A 21,666-nucleotide genomic window follows, 5' to 3' on the forward strand; every position below is an offset into this window, starting at 1 on the left:
GACGAGTGAGGGCCGGCGGTGTGCGGACGGTCGTATGCGGACGCGTCTGCTCACGGCCGGCCCCCTCCCCTCCTGGTGCCCCGGCGAGGTCAGGACTCGTACCAGAACACCCCGTTGAGGCCCTGCTTCGCGATGGTCTGCGCCATGACGTTGCCGTCCAGGGCGTAGCGCCTGTGCTTGTCCGTGAGGAAGAAGTCGAGGGCGGCCACGGGCGTCGTGGCGTCGCACGCCAGGTCACCGCGGATGCAGAAGCGGGCGACCGGGACGCCCGGGAACTCGTCGGGGCCGGGGCCCGTGGAGGTGAAGCCGAGGGCGCCCAGGCCCTTGGGGACCTTGGCCCACATGCCGGTGCCGGGCTGCTTCGGGTCGGCGTACAGCTTGCCGTCGACCAGCTCGCGCGGGATGGCGGTGCCGCCGTTCGCGATCGTCTCCAGTACGGCGTCGGCGGCCTGTGCGCCCTGGGAGTAGCCGACCGCACAGGGCAAGGCCTGGACGGCAGGGCTCCCCGGCGGAGCGGCACCGATCCCCGCCGTACCCAGGCAGGTGCGGCGTGAGCTACGAGAGTCACCGGGACGCTTCCGCCGACCGCCCGGGCGATCGCTCCGCCAGCTGCGGGGATGACCGCTCCGCCGACCGCGCGAGTGACCGCTCCGCCGCAGGCAGGCAACCCCTCCACCGCCGACCCAGACGACCGCTCCACCGACCGCACGAGTGACCGCTCCACCACCGACCCAGGCAACCCCTCCACCGCCGACCCAGACGACCGCTCCACCGCCCGCGCCGACCAGTTGCTGTTGGCCAGGGTCTCCGAAGCCGCAGGTCGGGCCCGGCTCGGCAGGCGGTACGCCACCTATGGGGCGCCGTTGGCCGGGCCCGGGGTCCGGGGAGCCGCAGCTGTGGCCGCGCGTCGACTGCTTCGGGGCGGCGGCCCGGCGGGGGCCAGGGCACGCGCTCGGCTGGACTTGTACGAGCGCGGGCTGACGGTCGCCGGCGCCGGGCGGATTCATGTCGTGCGGTACGACAGCACGGTGGTGCGGCGGCGCCGGGTGGTGTCCCGGCAGGGCCTCGCCCGCGCCTACGTGCTCGTCGACGTCGACGGTGAGCGGATCGTGCTGCGCTGCGGCGACTTCGGTGACCCGGAGGTGTGGGGGCCGGAGATCCGCCGGGCCGTGACCGATGCCCAGCTGCCGCGGGCCCTGGCCGCGCCGGCCGAGGGGGCGCGGCTCGTCTTCGGCCCCGTGTGGATCACCAGGGACGGGGTCGGCTCCCGGGGGGCGTTCCTGGGCGGGGAGCAGGTCCGGCGGGTCGAGGTCCGCAACGGATCCTTCGCCGTCCGCACCGCCGCCGGACGGTGGCAGGTGTGGGGAGCCGTCGCCTCCGGAATCCCGAACCTCTGCGTCCTCCAGGCACTCGCCGAACACCTCGCCGCGACCGCGCCGCACCAGCGGGACGACGACCGGCACGACGACGACCAGCGGAACTGAGCCCAACCCACCGAGCACACAAGGAGACCGACATGGCCGTCAGCTACCGCTACCGATGCGGCGAATGCGGGCACCGCACCCCCTGGGGCAGTGAGTCCCAGGGCGAGCACGCGATGGAGAGCCACTACGCCCGACGCCATCCGCACATTGCCCCCGGAGGGATGGTCGAGTTCCGCAAGGGCTCCTCCGGCGGCGGCGCCGGGTGTCTGATCGCCCTGGGGATCGTGGTCCTGCTCCTGATCATCGCTTCCCGCCAGTGAAACGATCTGCCCTGCGCAAATGGTTTGTCCCGCGAAACCGGCCCGTTCTACAGTGAGTTCACTTCGAAGAGACGTTCCCCTGGAAGCAAGCCGCAGAGCGGGAACGTCCCACCTCACCGAGCCACTGAGCCACACCGAGGTGCCGAAGGGGCGGCAGTCGTCTTTGTCGACCCCTCTTTCGGAGGCCCCTTCATGAACGTCGGTACGAACGTGGGCATCGGCCTGCCCATCGGCGACCCGGCCGCCCTGCTCACCTGGGCCCGGCGCGCGGACGCCGGTCCCTTCAGCACGATCGGCCTGCTGGACCGGCTCGTCCACGACAACCCCGAACCGCTGGTCGCCCTCGCCGTCCTGGCCGGCGCCACCACCCGCATCCGCGTGCAGACCGAGGTGCTGCTCGCCCCGCTGCGCGACACCGCCCTGCTGGCCAAGCAGGCCGCCACCCTGGACCGGATGACCGGGGGCCGTCTCGTCCTCGGTCTGGGCGTCGGCGGCCGGGAGGACGACCACCGGGCCGCGGGCACCGACCTGCGCACCCGGGGCCGGCGTATGGACGCGCAGATGGCCACGATGTGCCGCCTGTGGTGGGGCGACCCGTACGGCGACGGCGTCGGCCCCATCGGTCCGTCGCCCGCTCGCCCCGGCGGCCCGGAGATGCTGTTCGGCGGCTTCCAACCGGCCGCGCTGGAACGCGTCGCACGCTGGGGCGACGGCTTCCTCGGGGCCGCGCCGCCCTCCTGGGCGGGCGGCCTCTTCGACACCGTCCGCGAGTTCTGGAAGGAGTACGGCCGCGACGGCGAGCCCCGCCTCGTCGCTCAGGTCAACGTCGCTCTCGGCCCACCGGACGTGCTCGACGACGCCCGCGCCCGCATGCACGAGTACTACGCCTTCACCGGCATGGCCGACCGCATGGTCGCCGGCCTCCTCACCACGCCCGCCGAGATCCGCGCCGCACTCACCGCTTTCGCCGACCTGGGCGCCGACGAGGTCATGCTCTACTGCTACGGCCTGGACCCGGACCAGGTGGACCGGCTGGCGGATGTGCTGTGATCCCGGACCTGTGACGCCGTGTCACCGAGCCCGTGAGACCACTGTCTGGAGGACATGTGTTCCTGCTGTTCCTGCTGTTCGTCGTCATCGCGGTGATCACCGCGTTCGGGCTCTGCGGCTACGGCGCCCGCACCCTGGCCGACCGGCGCGCACAACGCACGGGCGCCCCCGGCTTGCTGCGCGGACTCGCGGCCCTCGCGGGCGCCGGTGCGTTGGCCATGTACGCCTGGGGGCTGCTCGCCGTCACAGGCGCGGTGATGACGGCGGAGGACGGCGGAACCGACTCGTCGCCGCCTCGGTCCTGCCGTACAGGGGGCTGGTGGGAACGGCATCAGCAGGGCATCGAGATCGTCGACTACACGGTCACGTACGTCCCTCTCGGCTTCGTCTGCGAGACCAGCGACGGCGGGAGTTACGACAACGGCGACGTGCCCGGCTACGTCAACCCGGGCGTCCTGGCCCTCGCCCTCACCGCCGCAGGGTGCGCCATCGGGGCGGGGTACGTGTCGGAGCTGCGTGCCCGGGCCGAGCTGCGGAAGGGGGAGGCCGGTTAGCCTCGGTCCATCGAGGCCGGCAGGAGTTGCCGGCTGAAGTGGTGGGAGGCAGACATGGCGAAGATCCCCAGCGCGGCGGTCGCCGCAGGCGGACTCGTCGGCGGCTACGGCGTGGCCCGCTGGACCAGGAAGCGGCAGCTCGGCGGGGCCGTACTGGCCGTCGCCGGGGCCGCGGCCGCGCAGCAGTGGCGGCAGCAGGCGGGCGGGAAGGCCGCGGGCGCACTGACCGCCGCGTACGTCGCCGCCTTCGCCGGTTCGCACCCGCTGGCCAAGAAGGTGGGCGCCTGGCCCGCCGTGTTCGGGGTCGCGGGAGCGGTGGCCCTGGCGTCGTGGGCGGTGGCGGACCGGCGGGGCTGACCCGAGCCGCCCCCGGCCCGACGCGGCCGGGCGCGGGACCTCGGCACGATTCACCTCCGGCCGCCCGACGCCGCTAGGAACGGTGGCTCAGCACATTCACCACCCGCCCATTCGGGTCCCGTACGAAGAACCGCCGTACGCCCCACTCCTCGTCCCGCAGCTCCCGTACGATCTCCGCGCCCGACGCCAGCACCTGGGCGTACACGGCGTCGACGTCCTCGACCTCCACGCTCAGGTCGGGGACGACCGGAGCCGTGCGTTCCTCGGTGAAGAAGCTGATCTGGGCGGTGGGGTTGGCGGGGGACGCCAGGGTCATCACCCAGCCCATGTGCATCACCTCCTCGAAGCCGAGCAGGCCGTAGAAGTCCCGGCTGGTCTCCATCTGTTCCTCGGACCCGACCTGGAAGTCGGGCATGATCCTGCGGATCGTCATCGAATGCGGCTCCTGATCGGTGGCCGGAGTCATCGGTGGCCGGAGTTTCTGTTATCCCCGGCAGTGTCTCCCCGTCTCCTCACCGTCCCCAGCCCCAGGCACGCGAGGAATGAGCCACGTGACACGACAGATCAGCCGCCGGAGCATGCTCAAGGCCACGGGTGCGACCGCCGGAGCCGTCGGAGCCGCGACGGGCGCCGGGATCGGCATCGGTACGACCGCTCTCGTGTCCCCGGCAGCCGCGGCCGGCGCCTCGTTCGCGCACCCCGGCCTCCTGCACACCCGCGCCGACCTGGACCGGATGGCCGCCAAGGTGAAGGCCGGCGCCGCTGTCCACACCGCCGGGTTCGCCAAGCTGACCGCCAACCGGCACGCCCAGCGCGGCTGGGCGGCCAACCCGCAGGCGACCGTGGTCCGGGGAGGCGCCGGCCAGAACTACGCGATCCTCTACAACGACGTCCACGCCGCCTACCAGAACGCCCTGCGCGGCCACGTCAGCGGCGACAGCGCGCACCTCGACACCGCCGTGGCGATCCTCAACGCCTGGTCGGCCGAGCTGACCACGCTGGCCGGCAACGCAGACCGCTTCCTTGCGGCCGGGATCTACGGGTACCAGATCGCCAACGCCGCCGAACTCGTCCGCGACCACCCCGACTTCGAGCTCGGCCGGTTCCAGGAGATGCTGACCTCCGTCTTCGCGCCGCTCAGCGACGGTTTCCTGGTCAAGCACAACGACGCCGTCGTCTCCAACTACTGGACCAACTGGGACCTCACCGCCATGTGCTGCGTCCTGGCGACCGGCATCCTCTGCGACGACAAGGCCCAAGTCGCCCGCGCCGTCGAGTACTTCAAGCACGGCGAGGGGCTCGGCTCGATCCGCAACGCCATTCCCGTCGTACGCGACGACGGCCTCGCCGAGTGGCTGGAGGCCGGCCGCGACCAGGGGCACGCGCTGCTCGGCGTCGGCCTGATGGGCACCTTCTGCGAGATGGCCTGGAACCAGGGCATCGACCTGTACGGCTACGACGACAGCCGCTTCCTCAAGGGCGCCCAGTACGTCGCCAAGTGGGCGATGGGCGAGGAGGTGCCCTTCACCGCGAACACCCGCAGGAAGGGCGCGATCAACGGCTGGTCGGGCTCGGAGACCGTGACCGAGGCCGCACCCGTGGACCCGGCGATGACCCGCCCCATCTGGGCGATGATCGCCAACCACTACACCAAGCGCCGGGGCCGGCCGGCGTCGTACCTCACCCGCATCGCCGCGAAGGCCTCGCCGGAGGGCGGCGGCGGGGACTACGGGCCCAACAGCGGGGGGTACGACCAACTGGGCTTCGGCACGCTGGCGTTCACGCGCGACAAGGCCGCCGGGGCAGGGCCGGGCACGGGCGGATCCCGTCCTGCGGCGTCGGGGGCGGCGTCCCCGGCAGCCGGGGCGGGGGCAGGGGCGGGGTCGGACGCCCGGCCGCAGACGGGGGCGGCCACGGCATCCCCCTCCGCGTCCGCCGCCCCCTCCACCACCGGCGACCTCGCCGCCACCGGCTCGAACGACGTCCTCGGCTGGACCGCCGCCACCGGCGTCACCGCCCTCGCCGGCGGCCTGCTCCTCCTGCGCCGCAGGGAGCGGGTCCGGCGCGCATCCCGGTAGGGCTACGCCCCTTGTCCCACCTCGCCCGCCCGAGCGGGCTTCGTCACCGCCGTGAGCGGCCGGGCGATGTCCTCCAGCGACCGGCGTTCCGCGCGGACCGCGAGGAAGGCCGCCACCAGGCCCGCCAGGCACATCAGGGCCGCGCCGATCTGGAAGGCGAGGACCGTGTCGCCGACCTTGCCCGTCTCGGTGAGGTCGGCGAAGAGCAGGGGGCCGCTGATACCGCCGGCGGCGGTGCCGAGGGCGTAGAAGAAGGCGATGGACATCGCGCGGGTCTCCATCGGGAAGACCTCGGAGACCGTGAGGTACGCGCTCGACGCGCCGGCCGACGCGAAGAACAGCACCGCGCACCAGCAGGCCGTCAGCGTGCTCGCGCTGAGCGTGCCCTGGTCGAACAGCCAGGCCGTGCCGAACAGCAGGATGCCCGAGAGCAGGTACGTCGACGAGATCATGATGCGGCGGCCGACGGTGTCGAACAGCCTGCCCAGCAGCAGCGGGCCCATGAAGTTGCCGACCGCGATGACCGCGAAGTAGTAGCCGGTGCTGCCGCTCGGGACGTCGTAGAACGTGGTCAGGATCGCGCCGAAGCCGAAGGTGATGGCGTTGTAGAGGAACGCCTGGCCGATGAACAGGGAGAAACCGAGGATCGCCCGCCTGCGGTACTTCGAGAAGACCGTGCGGCCGATCTCCATGAACGTCACGCTGCGGCGCTGGCGGATGGTGAGCTCGCCCTCGGCGGGCGGCAGCGGCTCGCCCCGCTCGGCCTCCACCCGTTCCTCGATGGAGGACACGATCCGTTCCGCCTCGTCGTCGCGGCCGTGGATCAGCAGCCAGCGTGGGCTCTCCGGGACGTGCCGCCGGACCAGGAGGATCACCAGGGCGAGGACGGCGCCGAGCGCGAACGTCAGCCGCCAGCCGACGTCCGCCGGGAAGATCGCCGTGTTCAGCGCGACGATCGACAGCAGCGAACCGCCGACCGCGCCCAGCCAGAAGCTGCCGTTGATCATCAGGTCGACGCGGCCGCGGTACTGCGCGGGGATCAGCTCGTCGATCGCGGAGTTGATCGCCGCGTACTCGCCGCCGATGCCGAAGCCGGTCAGGAAGCGGAACAGGAAGAACCACCAGGTGTGGAAGGAGATCGCGGTCAGGGCCGTCGCCGCCAGGTAGACCGCCAGCGTGATCATGAACAGCTTCTTGCGGCCCCACCGGTCGGTCAGGCGGCCCCAGAACAGGGCGCCCAGGCAGGCACCGGCCACGTACAGCGCGGCGGCCAGGCCGGTGACCTGGCCGGAGGTGATCGGCAGTCCGCTGCCGGGCTCGGACAGGCGCGGCGCGATGTTGCCGACGACCGTGACCTCCAGCCCGTCCAGGATCCACACGGTGCCGAGACCGATCACGATCGTCCAGTGCCAGCGCGACCACGGGAGGCGGTCCAGGCGGGCGGGGATGTCGGTCGTGACGGTACGGCCGGTCTCGGCTTCTGCGGTGGTCATGGGCTCCCTCCCCATCGAGCGGAACCCGTGACGAGTGCCCTGAGGGGGGCGGTTCCACGCCCCCGGCGCTTGTGGGGGCGCCGCTAGGCCCCCAGCGCCCGCGACACCGTGTAGATCACCAACCCGGCGAGCGACCCGACCACCGTGCCGTTGATCCGGATGAACTGCAGATCGCGTCCGATGTGCGCCTCGATCTTCTTCGTCGTGTGCTCGGCGTCCCAGCTCGCCACGGTGTCCGTGATCAGGGAGGTGATCTCCTTGCGGTAGGTGGTGACGACGTACACGGCGGCGCCCTCCACCCAGCCGTCGACCTTGGCCTGCAGCCGCGGCTCGACCGCCATCCGCGCGCCCAGCGACAGCAGCGAGGCACGCACGCGCAGGCGCAGCTCGCTGCGCTCGTCCTCGGCCGCCGAGACGATCATCGACCGGACGGCGGTCCACGCCGAGGCGATCAGGTCCTGGACCTCGCCGCGCCCCAGCACCTCGCCCTTGAGCCGCTCGACACGCGCGCGGGTGTCCGTGTCGGACTGGAGGTCGGAGGCGAAGTCGGTGAGGAAGCGGTCGAGGGCGCCGCGGGCCGGGTGGGAGGGCATGTCGCGCATCTCGGTGACGAAGCGGAGCAGCTCCTTGTAGACGCGCTCGCCGACCCTCTTGTCGACGAACTTCGGGGTCCAGCCCGGGGCGCCGCCCTGGACCGCGTGCATGATCTCCTCGTCGTGCAGGATCAACCAGTGCTGGGCCCGCGCGACGATCAGGTCGACGGCCCGCTTGTGGCCGCCGTCCGCGACGATCTTGTCCAGCATCTTCCCTATGCCGGGCGCGATCTCCTGGGCGTCGGCCCGACGGGTGATGGCCTCCCCCACGACCGCCTGGACGTCCGCGTCGCGCATGACCGCGAGGGCGCCTCTGAGCGCCGCCGACAGCTCGGCCGTCACGCGGTCCGCGTGCTCCGGGTCCGCCAGCCACACCCCCAGCCGGCTGCCGATGCCGACGGCGCGCAGGCGCTGGCGTACGACGTCCTCGGAGAGGAAGTTCTCCCCGACGAACTCGCCCAGTGAGACCCCCAGCTGGTCCTTCTTGTTGGGGATGATCGCGGTGTGCGGAATGGGGATGCCCAGCGGGTACCGGAACAGGGCCGTGACCGCGAACCAGTCGGCGAGCGCGCCGACCATGCCGGCCTCGGCGGCCGCCGCGACATAGTCCGCCCAGTCTCCGGCGCCCTGGTTCGACGCCACCTTGGCGAGGACGTACACCAGGGCCACGAACAGCAGCAGTCCGGTCGCGGTGAGCTTCATCCGCCGTACGCCGCGCTGTTTCTCCTCGTCGGCGGCGGTGAACGTCGTCATCGCACGTACGGCCGATGCGGGGACGCGCCGGTTACCGGCAGCGCCCGGCCGGGCATGCTGCTCTACGTCACGCGTTCCCGTTTCTTCCGGATTCGTACGTTCCATTCCGCTCCACCCGTCCAGGATCCCCCGTACTCATTGTCCCTACCTGACCGACTCCTGGAACGAAACAAGAGTTCCCGGCGTCTGTTCGGTGGGGGGAGGTCGATGACGAACTCCGGATGAACGCCGGCGGCCCAATGGGGGGTCCGTGCAACTCCCCTCCGCCTTATGACGCATCATGAGGTGATCACATCGGAGCCTCGGGCTCCCATCCGCCCGAGGAGACACGCACCGCATGACCAGGCGTAACGGTTATGCCTTGCTCGCCGCGATCGTCACCCTGATCGTCACGCTTTCCGCGGCCATATACGTCGGAGTCGCCTCCGACGACGGCAGCGCCACCAGCAAGAGCACCCCCACCAACGAAGGCGCCCACCGGGGCCCCGCCGCCCCGGCCTCCACCGGCATCTGGGTCGGCGCCTGGTCGACCTCCCCGGTCGGCTCCGAGCCCGGCACCGAGATAGAGGGCCTCGCGGGCCGCTCGGTGCGCAACGTCGTGCACACCAGCGTCGGCGGTACGAGTGCCCGGATCACGCTGTCCAACCTCTACGGCCAGTCCGCGCTGACCATCACGCACGCGTCGGTCGCCGTGGCCGCCGGCACCGGGACCGCGGCGGCGATCGTGGACACCATGCGCAGGCTGACCTTCGGCGGCAACACCACGGTCGTCATCCCGCCCGGGCAGCAGGTGCTGAGCGACGCCGTGCGCATCGCCGTACCGGCGGACACCGACATCCTTGTCACCACCTACTCCCCCACCCCGTCCGGCCCGGTCACCTACCACCCGCACGCGCGCCAGATCAGCTACGTCGCCGAGGGCGACGTCACCGAGGACGCGACCGGCGTGGCGTACACCGGGCAGGTCAGTTCCTGGCGCTACCTGACCGCGCTGGACGTCCTCAGCAACGAGTCCCACGGCACCGTCGTGGTCTTCGGCGACTCGCTGACCGACGGCATCACGTCCACCGAGAACGCCAACCGGCGCTGGACGGACGCCCTCTCGCGCCGGCTGCGCGCGGCGATCACGGCCCGTCAGGACGTGCCGCGCTACAGCGTCGTCAACCAGGGCATCAGCGGCAACCAGATCCTCGTCAGCGGCACCGGGCGCCCCGCGAACAACGAGGCCGGCCTCACCCGCTTCGGCCGCGACGTCCTCGCCCGTACGAACGTCAAGGTCGTCGTCATCGACCTCGGCGTCAACGACATCCTGCGCAACCCCAGGCTCGCCGATCCCGACCGCATCCTCGACGGCCTGCGCGCCCTGGTCCGCCAGGCCCACGCCCGCGGCATCAAGGTCGTCGGCGCCACCCTGATGCCCTTCCAGGGCCACCGCGGCTACACCGACGCCCGCGAGAACGTACGCCAGCAGATCAACGCCGAGATCCGCAGCGGCCGGGTCTTCGACGCGGTCGCCGACTTCGACGAGGCCCTGCGGGACCCGTACAACCCCCGCAAGTTCCGCCCCGACTACGACTCCGGCGACCACCTCCACCCCAGCGACAAGGGCTACGACCGGATGGGGGAAGCCTTCAACCTGGAGGACCTGAGGGGCGCGGCCCCGGCGAAGCTGTAGGCCGGCCGCCGGCGCCGAGGCCACGCCGCCTGCGGCCATCGCATCGCCGACGCGGGCTGAGGGCGGCAGCATCCGCCCCAGCAGCAGCCACCCCGGCCTGGAGGCCGCATATCCCCGGAGCCTGCGTGCAGTCGTCCCGCTAGCCGCAGCTCCCGTCCCGAAGAAGCGCGGGCCCCCGCAAGTCGCGGGCGGGCATCCCCACCGCCGCCTCAGCCCAGACGCCGGGCGCCACGCGGCGGACGGCGCTCAGTCCTCGTCCCGCGCCCTTCGCTTCCCGTGCCGGTCATGGGCGTTCCGCCACATCTCCCGGTGCTCCTCGAGCATGTCCCGATGCGCCTCGTACTGCTCGTCGCGGCCCGAAGCCCGCAGCTCCCGCCGCTCGGCCCGTCGCTCCAGCTTCTCCCGCCGCCGCTCCTCCCGAAGGGCCTGCCGCTGCGCGCGGGTCTGCTTCCGCTCCACCCCCACGCCACCCCAGAAGGCGAACCCGGTCACGATCACGCGAGGGGCGCCCGGATCCCCCGGCACGCCCTCCTCCCGTTGGTCGAACCCGCCCATGATCCCGACCCCCCGCACCACGACCTCGACCCCGGGCGGCACGGTCACCTGCATTCCGCCCATGATCGCGACGCAGTTGATCACGACCTCGCGGTCCGCGAAGTCGGCGTCGCGCAGATCGATCTCCCCGCCGCCCCAGAACGCGAACGCGTTGAACCGCCGGGGCACGGTCCACCGCCCCTTGCGCTGGAACCCCGACATCACGGCGACACCCCCCGTCGACGACCCCTCGCCGCCGACGATCCGATCCGCCCAACTCCCGTCCGGCACCTCGGACTTCTTGACCATGTCGACCTTGGGCACGGCCACGGCGCCGACAGGCAGATCCCGGGTCAGCGGCGCCAGTTCCCCGTACGTACGAGCCTTGTATGCGGCGTCCAGGCGTTCCCCGAACTCCTCCATGTCGAGACGCCCCTCCGCAACGGCGTCCCGCAGGACCTCGGCGACTCGTTCACGATCTGCGTCGGAGGCACGAAGCTCCGGGACGTCGTCGGTCATGCAAGCAGCCTACGAGCAACCCCGCCCGTGGGCTACGAGATCGCTCGCTCGGCCTGTTCCGGCGGGGGCTTGGGGGTGTCCCCCAACGAGTGCAGCATCTTGGCGATCACAGCCTCGATGTCCGGCTCTCGCACCGACAGGTCCACCAGCGGATACTCCGCCGCGATCCGCGCCACCAGCACCGCCGCCGACTCGGCCGCCGGGAACGCCAGCCACTGCCGGGGCCCCTCCACCTTCACCACCCGCGCGGGCGGCGCCTCGATCGGCGGCAGCTCCCGCTCCAGGTCGACGACCAGCGTGCGCTCGCTCTCCCCCACCTCGTGCAGCCCGGTGAGCGGACCGTCGTACATCAGCCGCCCGTGGTCGATGACCATCACCCGCGAGCACAACTGCTCGATGTCCTGGAGATCGTGCGTGGTCAGCAGCACCGTCGTGCCGCGCTCCCCGTTCAACTCCCGTAGGAACGCCCTGACCTTCGCCTTCGAGATCACGTCGAGTCCGATCGTCGGCTCGTCCAGGTACACCACCTCGGGATCGTGCAGCAGCGCCGCCGCGATGTCGCCGCGCATCCGCTGGCCGAGGGAGAGCTGACGCACCGGGACGTCCAACAGCGCGCCCAGGTCGAGCAGTTCGACGAGCCGGTCGAGGTTCTCCCGGTAACGGCCGTCCGGGATGCGGTACATGCGGCGCATCAGCTTGTACGAGTCGATCAGCGGCAGGTCCCACCACAGCGTCGTACGCTGCCCGAACACCACCCCGATCCGGTGCGCGAGCCGCATCCGCTCGCGGGACGGGTCGATGCCGGCGACCCGGAGCCGGCCTCCGCTCGGGGTCAGGATGCCGGTCAGCATCTTGATCGTCGTCGACTTGCCGGCGCCGTTCGGCCCGATGTAGCCCACCATCTCGCCGCGCGCCACACGGAAGGAGATCGAGTCGACGGCCCTTACCTGGCGCCGCTCCCGCTTCAGGAAACCGGTCTTCTTGCGTACGTCGAAGACCTTCTCGACGCCGTCGAGTTCGATGAACCCGTCCGTCATGCCGTCCATGCCATCCACCGCTGCCCCTAACTCCCCGTACTCCGATACGACCGCAGCCCGGCCCGCCACGCCAGACCGGCCAGTGCACAGCACACCGCCGCCACCAACGGCGACGCGAAGGCCGCCCATGGAGGCAGGCCGAGCGGATACGGGCGCTCCAGCACATAGGAGGCCGGCACCCAGTTGACGAAGGCGAGCGGCAGCACGAACGTCACCCCGCGCACGAAGTCCGTCCCGAACACCGTCGGCGGGTACTGCAACAGCGTGGTGCCGCCGTACGTGAACGCGTTCTGCACCTCGGCGGCGTCCTGCGCCAGGAACTGGAAGGACGCGCCCGCCACGAACAGGGCACAGAAGATCACCCCGCCGCAGACCAGCATCACCGGCACCAGCAGCACCTTCGCCGCGGTCCAGTCGACGTCGACGGCCAGCAGCCCCCAGCCCAGCACCAGCGCGCCCTGGGTGATCCGGCCGAGGCGGCGCAGCGCGAAGTGGTCCGCGGCGACCTGGGCCAGCACCGGGACGGGCCGCACGAGCAGCGTGTCGAACGAGCCGTCGCGCATCCGGCCGCCGAGGACGTCCATCGAGCCGAAGGTCAGATCGGCGATCCCGAACGCCGTCGCGGACAGCCCGTACAGGAAGGCGACCTCGGACAGCGACCAGCCGCCCAGCGAGTCGACCTGCGAGAACATCAGCAGGATCGCCACGAAGTCCAGGCCGGTCACCAGCAGGTTGCCGAAGACCGTGACGACGAAGGAGGCGCGGTAGGTCATGGCGGACCGGATCCACATCCCGGCGATCAGCCGGTAGGCCCGCAGCCCCTCACCGGCCCGGGACACCCTGGTGGCCCCGGGGATCTCACCCACCCTGCACCACCACCCGCCGCGTGGCCGCCGACTGCACCAGCCGCCCGGCCGCCAGCAGCACCACCGCCCAGGCCGCCTGGAAGGCGTACGCCCGCAGCGGATCGGTCTCCCCCATGAGCACGTCCGCCGGCATCTGGAGCTGCGCCGCCCAGGGCAGCACCCGCACGATCTCGCCGAGGACGCCCGGGAAGGCGTTCAGCGGCAGCACCATGCCCGAGAAGAAGATCCCCGTGATCATCAGGGCCTGGTTGACGCCCATGCCGTCCATCAGCCAGAACACGCTCAGGGCCGCCAGATAGCGGATCGCGAAGCTGACGAGCGTGGCGAGCAGGAGTGTGACCGTGAAGGCCGCCCAACGGGTGACGTCCGTCGGCAGTGCCATCGGGAAGAAGAGCGCGCCGAACGCGAACGGAATCACGCCCCGCCCGAGCATCTGGAAGAGCGCCCGCCCCACGTCGCCCGCCAGCCACCACAGCTGCAGATCGGCCGGCCGGTACAGGTCGACGGCGATCTCACCGGTGCGGATGCGCTGCATCAGGTCCTTCTCGGCGCCGCCGCCCTGGATGGCCAGCGTCGCGTACAGGCACTGGCCCAGCCACACATAGGTGACGGCCTGGGTCTGGTCGTAGCCGCCGAGATGCGGCTTCTCGTCCCACAGGGCCAGATAGGTGTGGACGAGGATCACGCCGAAGACCGTGTTGGTGAACACCCCGGCCGCCGTCGCCGCCCGATAGGTCGCGTACCTTCTGAACCCGCCCACCGCGACGGCTAAGTACAACCGCCCCGATCCCACATCCACAGCCCTCCTCGCCCGCGCCCGGCACCGAAGCGCAGGAGCCTAGTGCGCGCGCGGCGGGGGCTGCCAGCCGATTTCCGGGCCCCGCCCGGCGCGAGAGTCTGCTCACTTTCCGCAGACACGCGCCGGTTTCCGGGAACGGAACGCCCGGTGCGAGAGTCTTCAGCAATGGGGGCGCATTAGGCGTACGAGGCGTACGGGAACGTACGACGCGAAACAGGAGTCCGTGCACGAGATGAGTGACGAGCCGCAGCCGCAGCCGCAGGGGCAGGCCCAGCAGCCGAACGAGAAGCCCAAGCGGCCGAAGAGGACGGGCTGGCGGCGGATCGTCCCGACCTGGCGGATGGTCCTCGGCACCTTCGTCATCGGCACGCTGCTGCTGTTCGGGCTGTTCTTCCTGGGCTACTCCCTGGTCAAGATCCCGCCGGCCAACGCGCTCGCGACCAAGCAGGCCAACGTGTACATGTACGCGGACGGATCGGTGATCGCCCGCGACGGCCAGGTCAACCGGGAGAACGTCACCTTGGCGCAGATGTCCAAGGACGCCCAGCACGCGATCCTGGCCGCCGAGGACCGCGACTTCTACACCGAGTCCGCGATCGACCCCAAGGCGATGCTGCGCGCCGGCTGGAACACGGCGACCGGCAAGGGCAAGCAGTCCGGCTCCACGATCACCCAGCAGTACGTGAAGAACTACTACCTGCGTCAGGAGCAGACCGTCACCCGCAAGGTGAAGGAGTTCTTCATCTCGGTCAAGCTGGACCGCGAGAAGACCAAGAACGAGATCCTCGAGGGCTATCTCAACACCAGCTTCTTCGGCCGCAACGCCTACGGCATCCAGGCCGCCGCCCAGGCCTACTACGGCATGGACGCCAAGGACCTCGACCCGGGCCGCGCCGCCTATCTGGCCGCGCTGGTCAACGCGCCCAGCGAGTACGACGTCGTCGCCCACCCGGAGAACAAGTCCGCGGCCCTGGCCCGCTGGAACTACGTCCTGGACGGCATGGTCACCAAGGGCTGGCTCAGCGAGTCGAAGCGGGCGGGCATCAAGTTCCCGATGCCGAAGGAGGCGACGGCCTCCACGAGCCTGTCCGGGCAGCGCGGTTACATCGTGCAGATCGTCAAGGACTATCTGACCCAGAACAAGATCGTCAGCGCGGAGGAGCTGCAGGCGGGCGGCTACCGCGTCACGACCACCCTCCAGAAGAACCGGCAGGACGCCTTCGTCGACGCCGTCAACGACAAGCTGATGTCGAAGCTGGACAAGAAGAACAACAAGGTCGACAACTACGTCCGCGCGGGCGGCGCCTCCGTCGACCCGAAGACCGGCAAGGTCGTCGCGATGTACAACGGCATCGACTACGTCAAGCAGTACACCCCGAACGCCACCCGCCGGGACTTCCAGGTCGGCTCCACCTTCAAGCCGTTCGTGTTCACCTCGGCCGTGGAGAACGGCTCGACGACGCAGGACGGCCGCCGGATCACCCCGAACACGATCTACGACGGCACCAACAAGCGCCCGGTGCAGGGCTGGACGGGCAGCTACGACCCCGCGAACGAGGACGACGTCTCCTACGGCGACATCAGCGTCCGCGAGGCCACCGACAAGTCCGTCAACTCGGTGTACGCCCAGATGGCCGTCGACGTGGGCCCCGAGAGGGTGAAGGACACCGCGGTCGAGCTGGGCCTGCCCGCGGGCACCCCCGACCTCCAGCCGTACCCGTCGATCGCGCTCGGCACGGCCACCGCCAGCGTGCTGGACATGGCGGAGGCCTACGCGACGCTCGCCAACCACGGCAAGCACGGCACGTACACCATGATCGAGAAGGTCACCAAGGACGGCGCCGACGTCATCGAGCTGCCGGAGCGCAAGACCTCCCAGGTCGTCAGCCGCGAGGCGGCCGACACCACGACGTCCGTCCTGCAGAGCGTCGTCGACAACGGCACCGCCACCGCCGCGCAGGCCGCCGGCCGACCGGCGGCGGGCAAGACCGGTACCGCGGAGGAGGACACCGCGGCCTGGTTCGCCGGGTACACCCCCGACCTGGCCACCGTCGTCGCCGTGATGGGTCAGGACCCGGTCACGGCCAAGCACAAGTCGCTGTACGGCGCGATGGGCCTGGACCGCATCAACGGCGGTGGGGCGCCCACCGAGATCTGGGCCCAGTACACCGAGGAGGCGCTGAAGGGGAAGCCGGTCAGCGACTTCGACCTGGAGCTCCAGGAGGGCTCTGACGTGCCCCAGTACCCGACGACCGACCCCACCGGGGGCGACGAGGGCATCGGCGGCCAGGACAACGGCGGCACCACCGGGGAGCCGACCACCGGCGGCCAGGACACCGAGGGCCAGACCGGCGGTGAGACGCCGGGTGAGACGGACGGCGGCACGACCGGCGACACGACCGGCGGCACCACCGACGGCGGCACCACGGACGGCGGCACGACCGGCGGGACCGACACCGGCGGCACCACCGACGGCGGCACCACGGACGGCGGCACCACGGGCGGGACCGACACCGGCGGCACCACCGACGGCGGCACCACGGACGGCGGCACCTCCACCGGCGGTACCGACACCGGCGGAGGCGGAGGCACATCCGGGAACACCGGCGGCCCCGATCAGTGACCGCTGGTCGCCTTGAGCCCCACCACGGCGACCAGCAGCAGACAGACGAAGAAGATCCGCGCGGCGGTGACCGGCTCCCCCAGCACCACCATGCCCACCACCGCCGCGCCGGCCGCCCCGATGCCCACCCAGACGCCGTAGGCGGTACCGATGGGCAGGGACTTGGCGGCGTACGACAGCAGCACCATGCTGGCAACGATGCCGGCGCCGGTGAACAGGCTGGGGACGAGCCGGGTGAAACCGTCGGTGTACTTCATGCCGATCGACCAGCCGACCTCGAGCAGACCGGCGACGACGAGCAGGACCCAGGCCATGGGGACGCACCTTTCGCAAGGACGGAAACCATTCGGTGCGTCGTCTTTGCGTTCACCCGGTACGGCGCGTCTCGTCGGGGTCCCTTCAAAGATAGCAAAAAGGACAACGAAAAGGGCTGGTGACAAAGGCCACCAGCCCTTTGGAGCCGTTGAATCAGAGGTACAGCCCCGTCGAGTCCTCCGACCCCTCGAACCGGTCCGCGGCCACGGCGTGCAGATCACGCTCGCGCATCAGCACGTACGCGACCCCGCGCACCTCGACCTCGGCACGGTCCTCCGGGTCGTACAGGACCCGGTCGCCGGGCTCCACGGTCCGTACGTTCTGCCCCACCGCGACGACCTCGGCCCAGGCCAGCCGACGGCCGACGGCCGCGGTGGCGGGGATCAGGATGCCGCCCCCGGAACGCCGCTCGCCCTCGCTGGTGTCCTGCCGCACGAGCACCCGGTCGTGCAGCATCCGGATGGGCAGCTTGTCGTCGTGGGTGCTGTGCTCGTTTCTGTTGGCGCTCACACCATTGAACCTACCTGCCTTTGCCGCCTGGGTACGCCGCCGGGTCCGCCGCCGCTCAGCCCCTGCGGCGCCGGGTGCCGAGGGCCAGCAGGCCCACGAGACCGACGGCGACGAGCGCGACGGGGACGATGCGCTCCAGCCGGGGCGCGCCCTCCTCGTCGGTGAACTTTGCCCGCACATCGGTCACGGCCCGGTTGACCCCGACGTAGGCCCGTCCGAGCGTGTGATCGATGTTCGAGACGACCTTGGCCTTGGCGTCGCCGACGATCGTCTTCGGGTGCACCCGCACCCCGATCTCGTCGAGCGTCTCGGCCAGCACAGCGCGGCGGGCCTTGATGTCCGCCTCGATCTGCGCGGGGGTTCTGGTGTCCGACGTGTCCGCCACCGTACGGCCTCCGAAGTGAAGCTGATGCTGTTTCCGGACAGTCTGTCAGTTCCACGCCGGACCGCACTGTCAGGCTCCCCGGTTACGCTGGTTCGATGAGCGAGCGACTCCAGCCGGGGGACGTGGCCCCCGCCTTCACCCTGCCCGACGCCGACGGCACCGAGGTGTCCCTGTCGGACCACAAGGGCCGCAAGGTCATCGTCTACTTCTACCCGGCCGCCCTGACCCCCGGCTGCACCAAGCAGGCCTGTGACTTCACGGACAACCTGGAGCTGCTGGCCGGCGCCGGCTACGACGTCATCGGTGTCTCCCCCGACAAGCCGGAGAAGCTCGCCAAGTTCCGCGAGCAGGAGTCGCTGAAGGTCACGCTGCTGGCCGACCCCGAGAAGGCGGTCACCGAGTCCTACGGCGCCTACGGCGAGAAGAAGAACTACGGCAAGACCTACATGGGCGTCATCCGCTCCACCATCGTCGTGGACGAGGAGGGCAAGGTCGAGCGGGCCCTGTACAACGTGCGGGCGACGGGACACGTGGCGAAGATCATCAAGGACTTGGGTATCTGAACGAAACCCAGAGGTCAGGAGCCAGGTCAGGCCGCCCGGGCACGGGCCTGCGCTCCTCTTTCCATACTCCCGGCGCCATTTCCTCCGCCACACGCCTCCAGAAAAGGCCGGCGCCCCTGTTGGCGTCCTGAAAGGCGATCTCCCAACGCCCCGGGTGCAGGGCGACGACGTCCCGAACGGCTTGCAGCCCGATTCCCGTACGCCGGATTCCGCGCACGACGAAGAAGCTGTTCAGCACCCGTGTGGGCCCGGTGAGACCCCGCACGAACGCAAACCCGGCAGCACTCTCGCCACTGCCGACGAAGTACGGCGCCCAGTCGGCGGAGCCACTGAAGGCGGCCTCCAGCCGCTCACTGCGGAACGTCCCGTCCGGGTTGGGCAGGTGCCCGCCGAACTCCGACATGTCGTGCCTGAACATCAGCCAGAGCCGTTCGACGGCGGGGCGGTCGGCGGGAGCGGCTGGACGGACCGTGATGTCGCCGGGTGGGGTACGCCTGCTGGGCTGCGCTGGGTGAATGGTCATGAAAAAAGCCTCCCGGGGCGCTCGGTTGCCCGAGCCCGGAAGGCTTGCCTGGTGATCCACACCATATCAGCCCGGCCATGACCGTCCGATAAGCGGTTCGTTGCTCCGTGCGAGCCATGAACATGTGGGCGAGGACGGAGACGGGCTTTGGGGGCCGGTGTGTACACGAAGGAGCGGTTGGAGGAGGCGGCTCGGGGGGGCTCGGACGTTGTCGGAGGCGTGCGGGAGGCTGGGGGTGGACCCGAAGAGCTGGAAGCGGCGGTACATCCACGAGCGGCGGAACAATCAGCGCCGCCGGACGCCCGAGGAGATCCTCGTCGAGGACACCTCGACAGGGGCAACGCGCGTTCCGAGCAGCCGACCCAAGCGAGCCATGCGCGCGCTGGGCGTCGCGGAGTGCTGCGCTCCGTGCTCGATCGAATCGGTATGGCTCGGCGAGCCGCTTCCTCTTGAGGTCGACCACATCGACGGCAACTGGCGCAACAACCGAATCGGAAACCTGAGGCTACTGTGCCCCAACTGCCACTCGACAACCGACAGTTACCGTGGGCGAGGCAAGCGGGGCGCCAAGGGCCGGGCCTCATGACCAGCGGCACCCAGTACACCCGTGAGGGACTGATCCAAGCAGCCCGCGCGTGTCACGACATCGACGAGGTCATCGTCTACTTCGGCACCCGACCGTACGGTAATCTCCGTCGCTACCTCGCCGGCCGTTTCGCTCACTTCGGTATCGACATCTCGCACTTCCGCCCGTGCGGCAGGCGCCCGCGCCCGACAGAGTGCGAACTACGCGCAGCGGTACACGAGTCGACCTCCATCGCAGAAGTACTGCGCCGCCTGAACCACCCGGGCAACGGCACCCAGCGCACCCAGCTGCACAAGTGGATCGCCGAGCACGAGATCTCGACCGCGCACTTCCTGGGGCAGGCCCATCAACGGGGCAAAACGCCAGTAAACGCCAAGCCCTCGCACGAGGTGCCGGTCCAGCACAGCGGCACACATCGGACAACGACCAAGCGGCTGCGTCGTGCGCTTCTCGAAGTCGGTATTGCCGAGGAGTGCGCCCGGTGCGGGCTGGGCCCCGAGTGGCTCGGCAAGCCCATGACGCTGGAGGTCGATCACATCAACGGGGACCGGAGCGACGACCGGCGCGAAAACCTGCGGCTCCTCTGCCCGAACTGTCATGCCGTCACGAGTACCTGGTGCAGAGGAGGGAAGAGACATCAAGCACCTCCCGGTACGATGGCAGGCAACGAGCGGCGGTGGTGCAACGGTTGACACAGCAGGTTTAGGTCCTGTGGCCCTGATAGGGCTTGAGGGTTCGAATCCCTTCCGCCGCACATGAACGGCCTGCGAATCGAAGGATCGATGCGCAGGCCGTTGCCGTGTGGGCCTCAGCCCAACAACTCCCGAACCACCGGCACCAGCGCCCGGAACGCCTTCCCCCGGTGGCTGATCGCGTTCTTCTCCTCGGGGCTCAGCTCGGCGCAGGTCCGGGTCTCGCCGTCCGGCTGGAGGATCGGGTCGTAGCCGAAGCCGTGCGTGCCGACCGGCGTCTGGCGCAGGACGCCCCGCAACTGCCCTTCGACGACCCGCTCCGTGCCGTCCGGCAGGGCGAGCGCCGCCGCGCAGGCGAAGTGGGCGCCGCGGTGGGCGTCGTCGATGTCGCCCAGCTGGGCGAGGAGCAGCTCCAGGTTGGCCCTGTCGTCACCGTGCCGGCCTGCCCAGCGGGCCGAGAAGATGCCGGGGGCGCCGTTCAGGACGTCGACGCACAGCCCCGAGTCGTCGGCGACCGCCGGCAGACCGGTGGCCTGTGCCAGGGCGTGGGCCTTCAGCAGAGCGTTCTCGGCGAAGGTGACACCGGTTTCCTTGACGTCGGGGATCTCCGGGTACGCGTCCGCGCCGACGAGGTCGTGCAGCAGGCCTGCGTCGGCGAGGATCGCCCTGAGCTCGGTGATCTTTCCGGCGTTACGGGTGGCGAGGATGAGGCGGGTCATGGCGACCAGTATCGCGCCGGGGCCCACGCCTCTTGACGCCCCCCTCGCCCGCACCCCGCAAGGGGCGCGGGGCTGTGACATGTGCGGCTCCGCCGGGTGGGCGCGACCAGCCACACTGAACCCGCAGCCGCCCACCGGCAGAACCCGGCAGACGAGATGCACCGCCCAGCCGGCGCAGCGTTACGGCGTGCAGACCTTGGTCAGCTCGCCCGCCGCGTCGGTGACCGGGCTGATGTCCGGGGTCTCGTCGCCGTTCTTGACGGAGTCGCGGACGTTGGTGACGGCCTCCTGGAGGTCGTCCACCGCCTTGTTGACGTCGGCGTTGTCCGTCTTGTCGCCGATCTTGTCGAGGTTCTTGTCGATGGAGGTCAGCGACTCCTCGAGCTGCGTCGGGTCGTTCGCGGCGCTCTCCACGGCCTGCTGGAGTTCCGTCACGCTGTCGGCGATGGCGTCGGCGGTGCTGACGCAGTCCAGCGCCTTGTTGACGGCATCGCAGCCGGTGGTCAGCCCGGCCGTCAGCCCGACAGCCGCAATGGCTGCGGCGGCTATGGCGATTCGGCTCCGGCGGCGTCGGCTCGTGGCCATGCTTGACGTTCCCTCCCTGCTCAGGCCTCGCAGGCCCCCGTTGTGCATTGGCCGGGCGCACAGCGGTGTGCCGTACGCCCGTACCCCTACTGACGCCAGGAATGGCAGCACGG

The 21,666-nt window shown here is 70.6% G+C and carries 24 protein-coding genes, 1 tRNA gene, 1 pseudogene and 1 riboswitch; of the genes and pseudogenes, 12 read left to right on the forward strand and 14 right to left on the reverse strand.

Going from position 1 to position 21,666, the window contains the following annotated elements:
• Positions 1 to 89 precede the first annotated feature (89 nt).
• A complete protein-coding gene (locus AB5J55_RS15835; RefSeq protein WP_369271305.1) occupies positions 90 to 485 on the reverse strand; it encodes a PE-PPE domain-containing protein in 396 nt (131 codons plus the stop codon).
• A gap of 132 nt (positions 486 to 617) precedes the next feature.
• Here AB5J55_RS15835 and AB5J55_RS15840 point away from each other — a divergent pair, with 132 nt between their 5' ends.
• The 5 genes from AB5J55_RS15840 (at position 618) to AB5J55_RS15860 (ending at position 3,705) form a co-directional block, all read left to right on the forward strand.
• On the forward strand, positions 618 to 1,484 hold the full coding sequence (locus tag AB5J55_RS15840; protein ID WP_369271306.1) for a DUF6585 family protein: 867 nt from the start codon (positions 618 to 620) through the stop codon (positions 1,482 to 1,484).
• A 32-nt stretch (positions 1,485 to 1,516) separates the two neighbouring features.
• The gene (locus AB5J55_RS15845; RefSeq protein ID WP_369271307.1) at positions 1,517 to 1,744 is read left to right on the forward strand and encodes a hypothetical protein; all 228 of its coding nucleotides are present in this window, start codon (positions 1,517 to 1,519) and stop codon (positions 1,742 to 1,744) included.
• A gap of 192 nt (positions 1,745 to 1,936) precedes the next feature.
• Positions 1,937 to 2,794 carry an LLM class flavin-dependent oxidoreductase gene (locus tag AB5J55_RS15850; RefSeq protein ID WP_369271308.1) on the forward strand — a complete coding sequence of 286 codons (858 nt, stop codon included), beginning with the start codon at positions 1,937 to 1,939 and terminating at the stop codon, positions 2,792 to 2,794.
• Positions 2,795 to 2,850: 56 nt separating this feature from the next.
• Positions 2,851 to 3,348 carry a hypothetical protein gene (locus tag AB5J55_RS15855; RefSeq protein ID WP_369271309.1) on the forward strand — a complete coding sequence of 166 codons (498 nt, stop codon included), beginning with the start codon at positions 2,851 to 2,853 and terminating at the stop codon, positions 3,346 to 3,348.
• Positions 3,349 to 3,402: 54 nt separating this feature from the next.
• Positions 3,403 to 3,705: a hypothetical protein gene (locus AB5J55_RS15860; protein WP_362382965.1), complete on the forward strand. Its 303-nt coding sequence runs from the start codon at positions 3,403 to 3,405 to the stop codon at positions 3,703 to 3,705.
• A gap of 73 nt (positions 3,706 to 3,778) precedes the next feature.
• Here the strand turns inward: AB5J55_RS15860 and AB5J55_RS15865 are convergent, their stop codons facing one another.
• Positions 3,779 to 4,138, reverse strand: a complete 360-nt coding sequence (locus AB5J55_RS15865; protein WP_369271310.1) for a VOC family protein — start codon at positions 4,136 to 4,138, stop codon at positions 3,779 to 3,781.
• A gap of 109 nt (positions 4,139 to 4,247) precedes the next feature.
• Between AB5J55_RS15865 and AB5J55_RS15870 the strand changes: the two genes are divergently transcribed.
• The gene (locus AB5J55_RS15870; protein ID WP_369271311.1) at positions 4,248 to 5,783 is read left to right on the forward strand and encodes an alginate lyase family protein; all 1,536 of its coding nucleotides are present in this window, start codon (positions 4,248 to 4,250) and stop codon (positions 5,781 to 5,783) included.
• A gap of 2 nt (positions 5,784 to 5,785) precedes the next feature.
• On the opposite strand, the gene AB5J55_RS15875 is transcribed toward AB5J55_RS15870, so the two are convergent.
• Both AB5J55_RS15875 and AB5J55_RS15880 read right to left on the reverse strand, forming a co-directional pair.
• A complete protein-coding gene (locus tag AB5J55_RS15875; RefSeq protein ID WP_369271312.1) occupies positions 5,786 to 7,276 on the reverse strand; it encodes an MFS transporter in 1,491 nt (496 codons plus the stop codon).
• An 83-nt stretch (positions 7,277 to 7,359) separates the two neighbouring features.
• Positions 7,360 to 8,727, reverse strand: coding sequence for a DUF445 domain-containing protein (locus AB5J55_RS15880; RefSeq protein ID WP_369271313.1), 1,368 nt, complete (start codon positions 8,725 to 8,727; stop codon positions 7,360 to 7,362).
• A gap of 232 nt (positions 8,728 to 8,959) precedes the next feature.
• Here AB5J55_RS15880 and AB5J55_RS15885 point away from each other — a divergent pair, with 232 nt between their 5' ends.
• Positions 8,960 to 10,297, forward strand: coding sequence for an SGNH/GDSL hydrolase family protein (locus tag AB5J55_RS15885; protein ID WP_369271314.1), 1,338 nt, complete (start codon positions 8,960 to 8,962; stop codon positions 10,295 to 10,297).
• A gap of 246 nt (positions 10,298 to 10,543) precedes the next feature.
• Here AB5J55_RS15885 and AB5J55_RS15890 read toward each other — a convergent pair whose 3' ends face one another.
• The 4 genes from AB5J55_RS15890 to AB5J55_RS15905 form a co-directional block, all read right to left on the reverse strand.
• On the reverse strand, positions 10,544 to 11,350 hold the full coding sequence (locus tag AB5J55_RS15890; RefSeq protein ID WP_369271315.1) for a DUF1707 domain-containing protein: 807 nt from the start codon (positions 11,348 to 11,350) through the stop codon (positions 10,544 to 10,546).
• Between the two features lie 32 nt (positions 11,351 to 11,382).
• The gene (locus AB5J55_RS15895; protein WP_369276194.1) at positions 11,383 to 12,387 is read right to left on the reverse strand and encodes an ATP-binding cassette domain-containing protein; all 1,005 of its coding nucleotides are present in this window, start codon (positions 12,385 to 12,387) and stop codon (positions 11,383 to 11,385) included.
• A gap of 26 nt (positions 12,388 to 12,413) precedes the next feature.
• A complete protein-coding gene (locus AB5J55_RS15900; RefSeq protein ID WP_369276195.1) occupies positions 12,414 to 13,178 on the reverse strand; it encodes an ABC transporter permease in 765 nt (254 codons plus the stop codon).
• A gap of 67 nt (positions 13,179 to 13,245) precedes the next feature.
• Complete coding sequence (locus AB5J55_RS15905; protein ID WP_369276196.1) at positions 13,246 to 14,046, reverse strand: ABC transporter permease; 801 nt, start codon at positions 14,044 to 14,046, stop codon at positions 13,246 to 13,248.
• 238 nt (positions 14,047 to 14,284) lie between these two features.
• Here AB5J55_RS15905 and AB5J55_RS15910 point away from each other — a divergent pair, with 238 nt between their 5' ends.
• Entirely contained in the window at positions 14,285 to 16,675 is a 2,391-nt protein-coding gene (locus AB5J55_RS15910) for a transglycosylase domain-containing protein (protein ID WP_369271316.1), read from the forward strand.
• On the opposite strand, the gene AB5J55_RS15915 is transcribed toward AB5J55_RS15910, so the two are convergent.
• The 3 genes from AB5J55_RS15915 to AB5J55_RS15925 all read right to left on the reverse strand — a co-directional run bounded on the left by AB5J55_RS15915 (position 16,669) and on the right by AB5J55_RS15925 (position 17,885).
• The gene (locus AB5J55_RS15915) at positions 16,669 to 16,989 is read right to left on the reverse strand and encodes a multidrug efflux SMR transporter (RefSeq protein ID WP_328427388.1); all 321 of its coding nucleotides are present in this window, start codon (positions 16,987 to 16,989) and stop codon (positions 16,669 to 16,671) included. The genes AB5J55_RS15910 and AB5J55_RS15915 overlap by 7 nt on opposite strands.
• Positions 16,990 to 17,023: 34 nt before the next feature.
• Positions 17,024 to 17,097, reverse strand: a riboswitch (guanidine-III (ykkC-III) riboswitch).
• A gap of 46 nt (positions 17,098 to 17,143) precedes the next feature.
• Positions 17,144 to 17,500: a co-chaperone GroES gene (locus AB5J55_RS15920; RefSeq protein WP_328881377.1), complete on the reverse strand. Its 357-nt coding sequence runs from the start codon at positions 17,498 to 17,500 to the stop codon at positions 17,144 to 17,146.
• Positions 17,501 to 17,555: 55 nt separating this feature from the next.
• On the reverse strand, positions 17,556 to 17,885 hold the full coding sequence (locus AB5J55_RS15925) for a DUF3618 domain-containing protein (RefSeq protein WP_369271317.1): 330 nt from the start codon (positions 17,883 to 17,885) through the stop codon (positions 17,556 to 17,558).
• A gap of 95 nt (positions 17,886 to 17,980) precedes the next feature.
• Here AB5J55_RS15925 and bcp point away from each other — a divergent pair, with 95 nt between their 5' ends.
• A complete protein-coding gene (gene bcp / locus AB5J55_RS15930; protein WP_369271318.1) occupies positions 17,981 to 18,448 on the forward strand; it encodes a thioredoxin-dependent thiol peroxidase in 468 nt (155 codons plus the stop codon).
• Here bcp and AB5J55_RS15935 read toward each other — a convergent pair.
• Entirely contained in the window at positions 18,429 to 18,971 is a 543-nt protein-coding gene (locus AB5J55_RS15935) for a GNAT family N-acetyltransferase (RefSeq protein WP_369271319.1), read from the reverse strand. The two genes, bcp and AB5J55_RS15935, sit on opposite strands and share 20 nt — an antisense overlap.
• Before the next feature lie 147 nt (positions 18,972 to 19,118).
• On the opposite strand from AB5J55_RS15935, the pseudogene AB5J55_RS15940 reads away from it, so the two are divergent.
• From AB5J55_RS15940 to AB5J55_RS15950, 3 genes and pseudogenes are all read left to right on the forward strand, one after another.
• Positions 19,119 to 19,557: pseudogene (locus tag AB5J55_RS15940) on the forward strand (HNH endonuclease signature motif containing protein).
• A complete protein-coding gene (locus AB5J55_RS15945; RefSeq protein ID WP_369271320.1) occupies positions 19,554 to 20,249 on the forward strand; it encodes an HNH endonuclease in 696 nt (231 codons plus the stop codon). Before AB5J55_RS15940 ends, AB5J55_RS15945 begins: the two are co-directional and overlap by 4 nt.
• Positions 20,228 to 20,311, forward strand: a tRNA-Leu gene (locus tag AB5J55_RS15950). Before AB5J55_RS15945 ends, AB5J55_RS15950 begins: the two co-directional genes overlap by 22 nt.
• 54 nt (positions 20,312 to 20,365) lie before the next feature.
• On the opposite strand, the gene rdgB is transcribed toward AB5J55_RS15950, so the two are convergent.
• Positions 20,366 to 20,968 (reverse strand): RdgB/HAM1 family non-canonical purine NTP pyrophosphatase, encoded by a 603-nt coding sequence (rdgB, locus tag AB5J55_RS15955; RefSeq protein ID WP_369271321.1) that lies wholly within the window; start codon positions 20,966 to 20,968, stop codon positions 20,366 to 20,368.
• Positions 20,969 to 21,148: 180 nt separating this feature from the next.
• Positions 21,149 to 21,553: a hypothetical protein gene (locus AB5J55_RS15960; protein WP_369271322.1), complete on the reverse strand. Its 405-nt coding sequence runs from the start codon at positions 21,551 to 21,553 to the stop codon at positions 21,149 to 21,151.
• Positions 21,554 to 21,666: the final 113 nt, after the last annotated feature.

Origin of the sequence: Streptomyces sp. R11, assembly GCF_041051905.1 — a bacterium.
GTDB lineage: Bacteria > Actinomycetota > Actinomycetes > Streptomycetales > Streptomycetaceae > Streptomyces.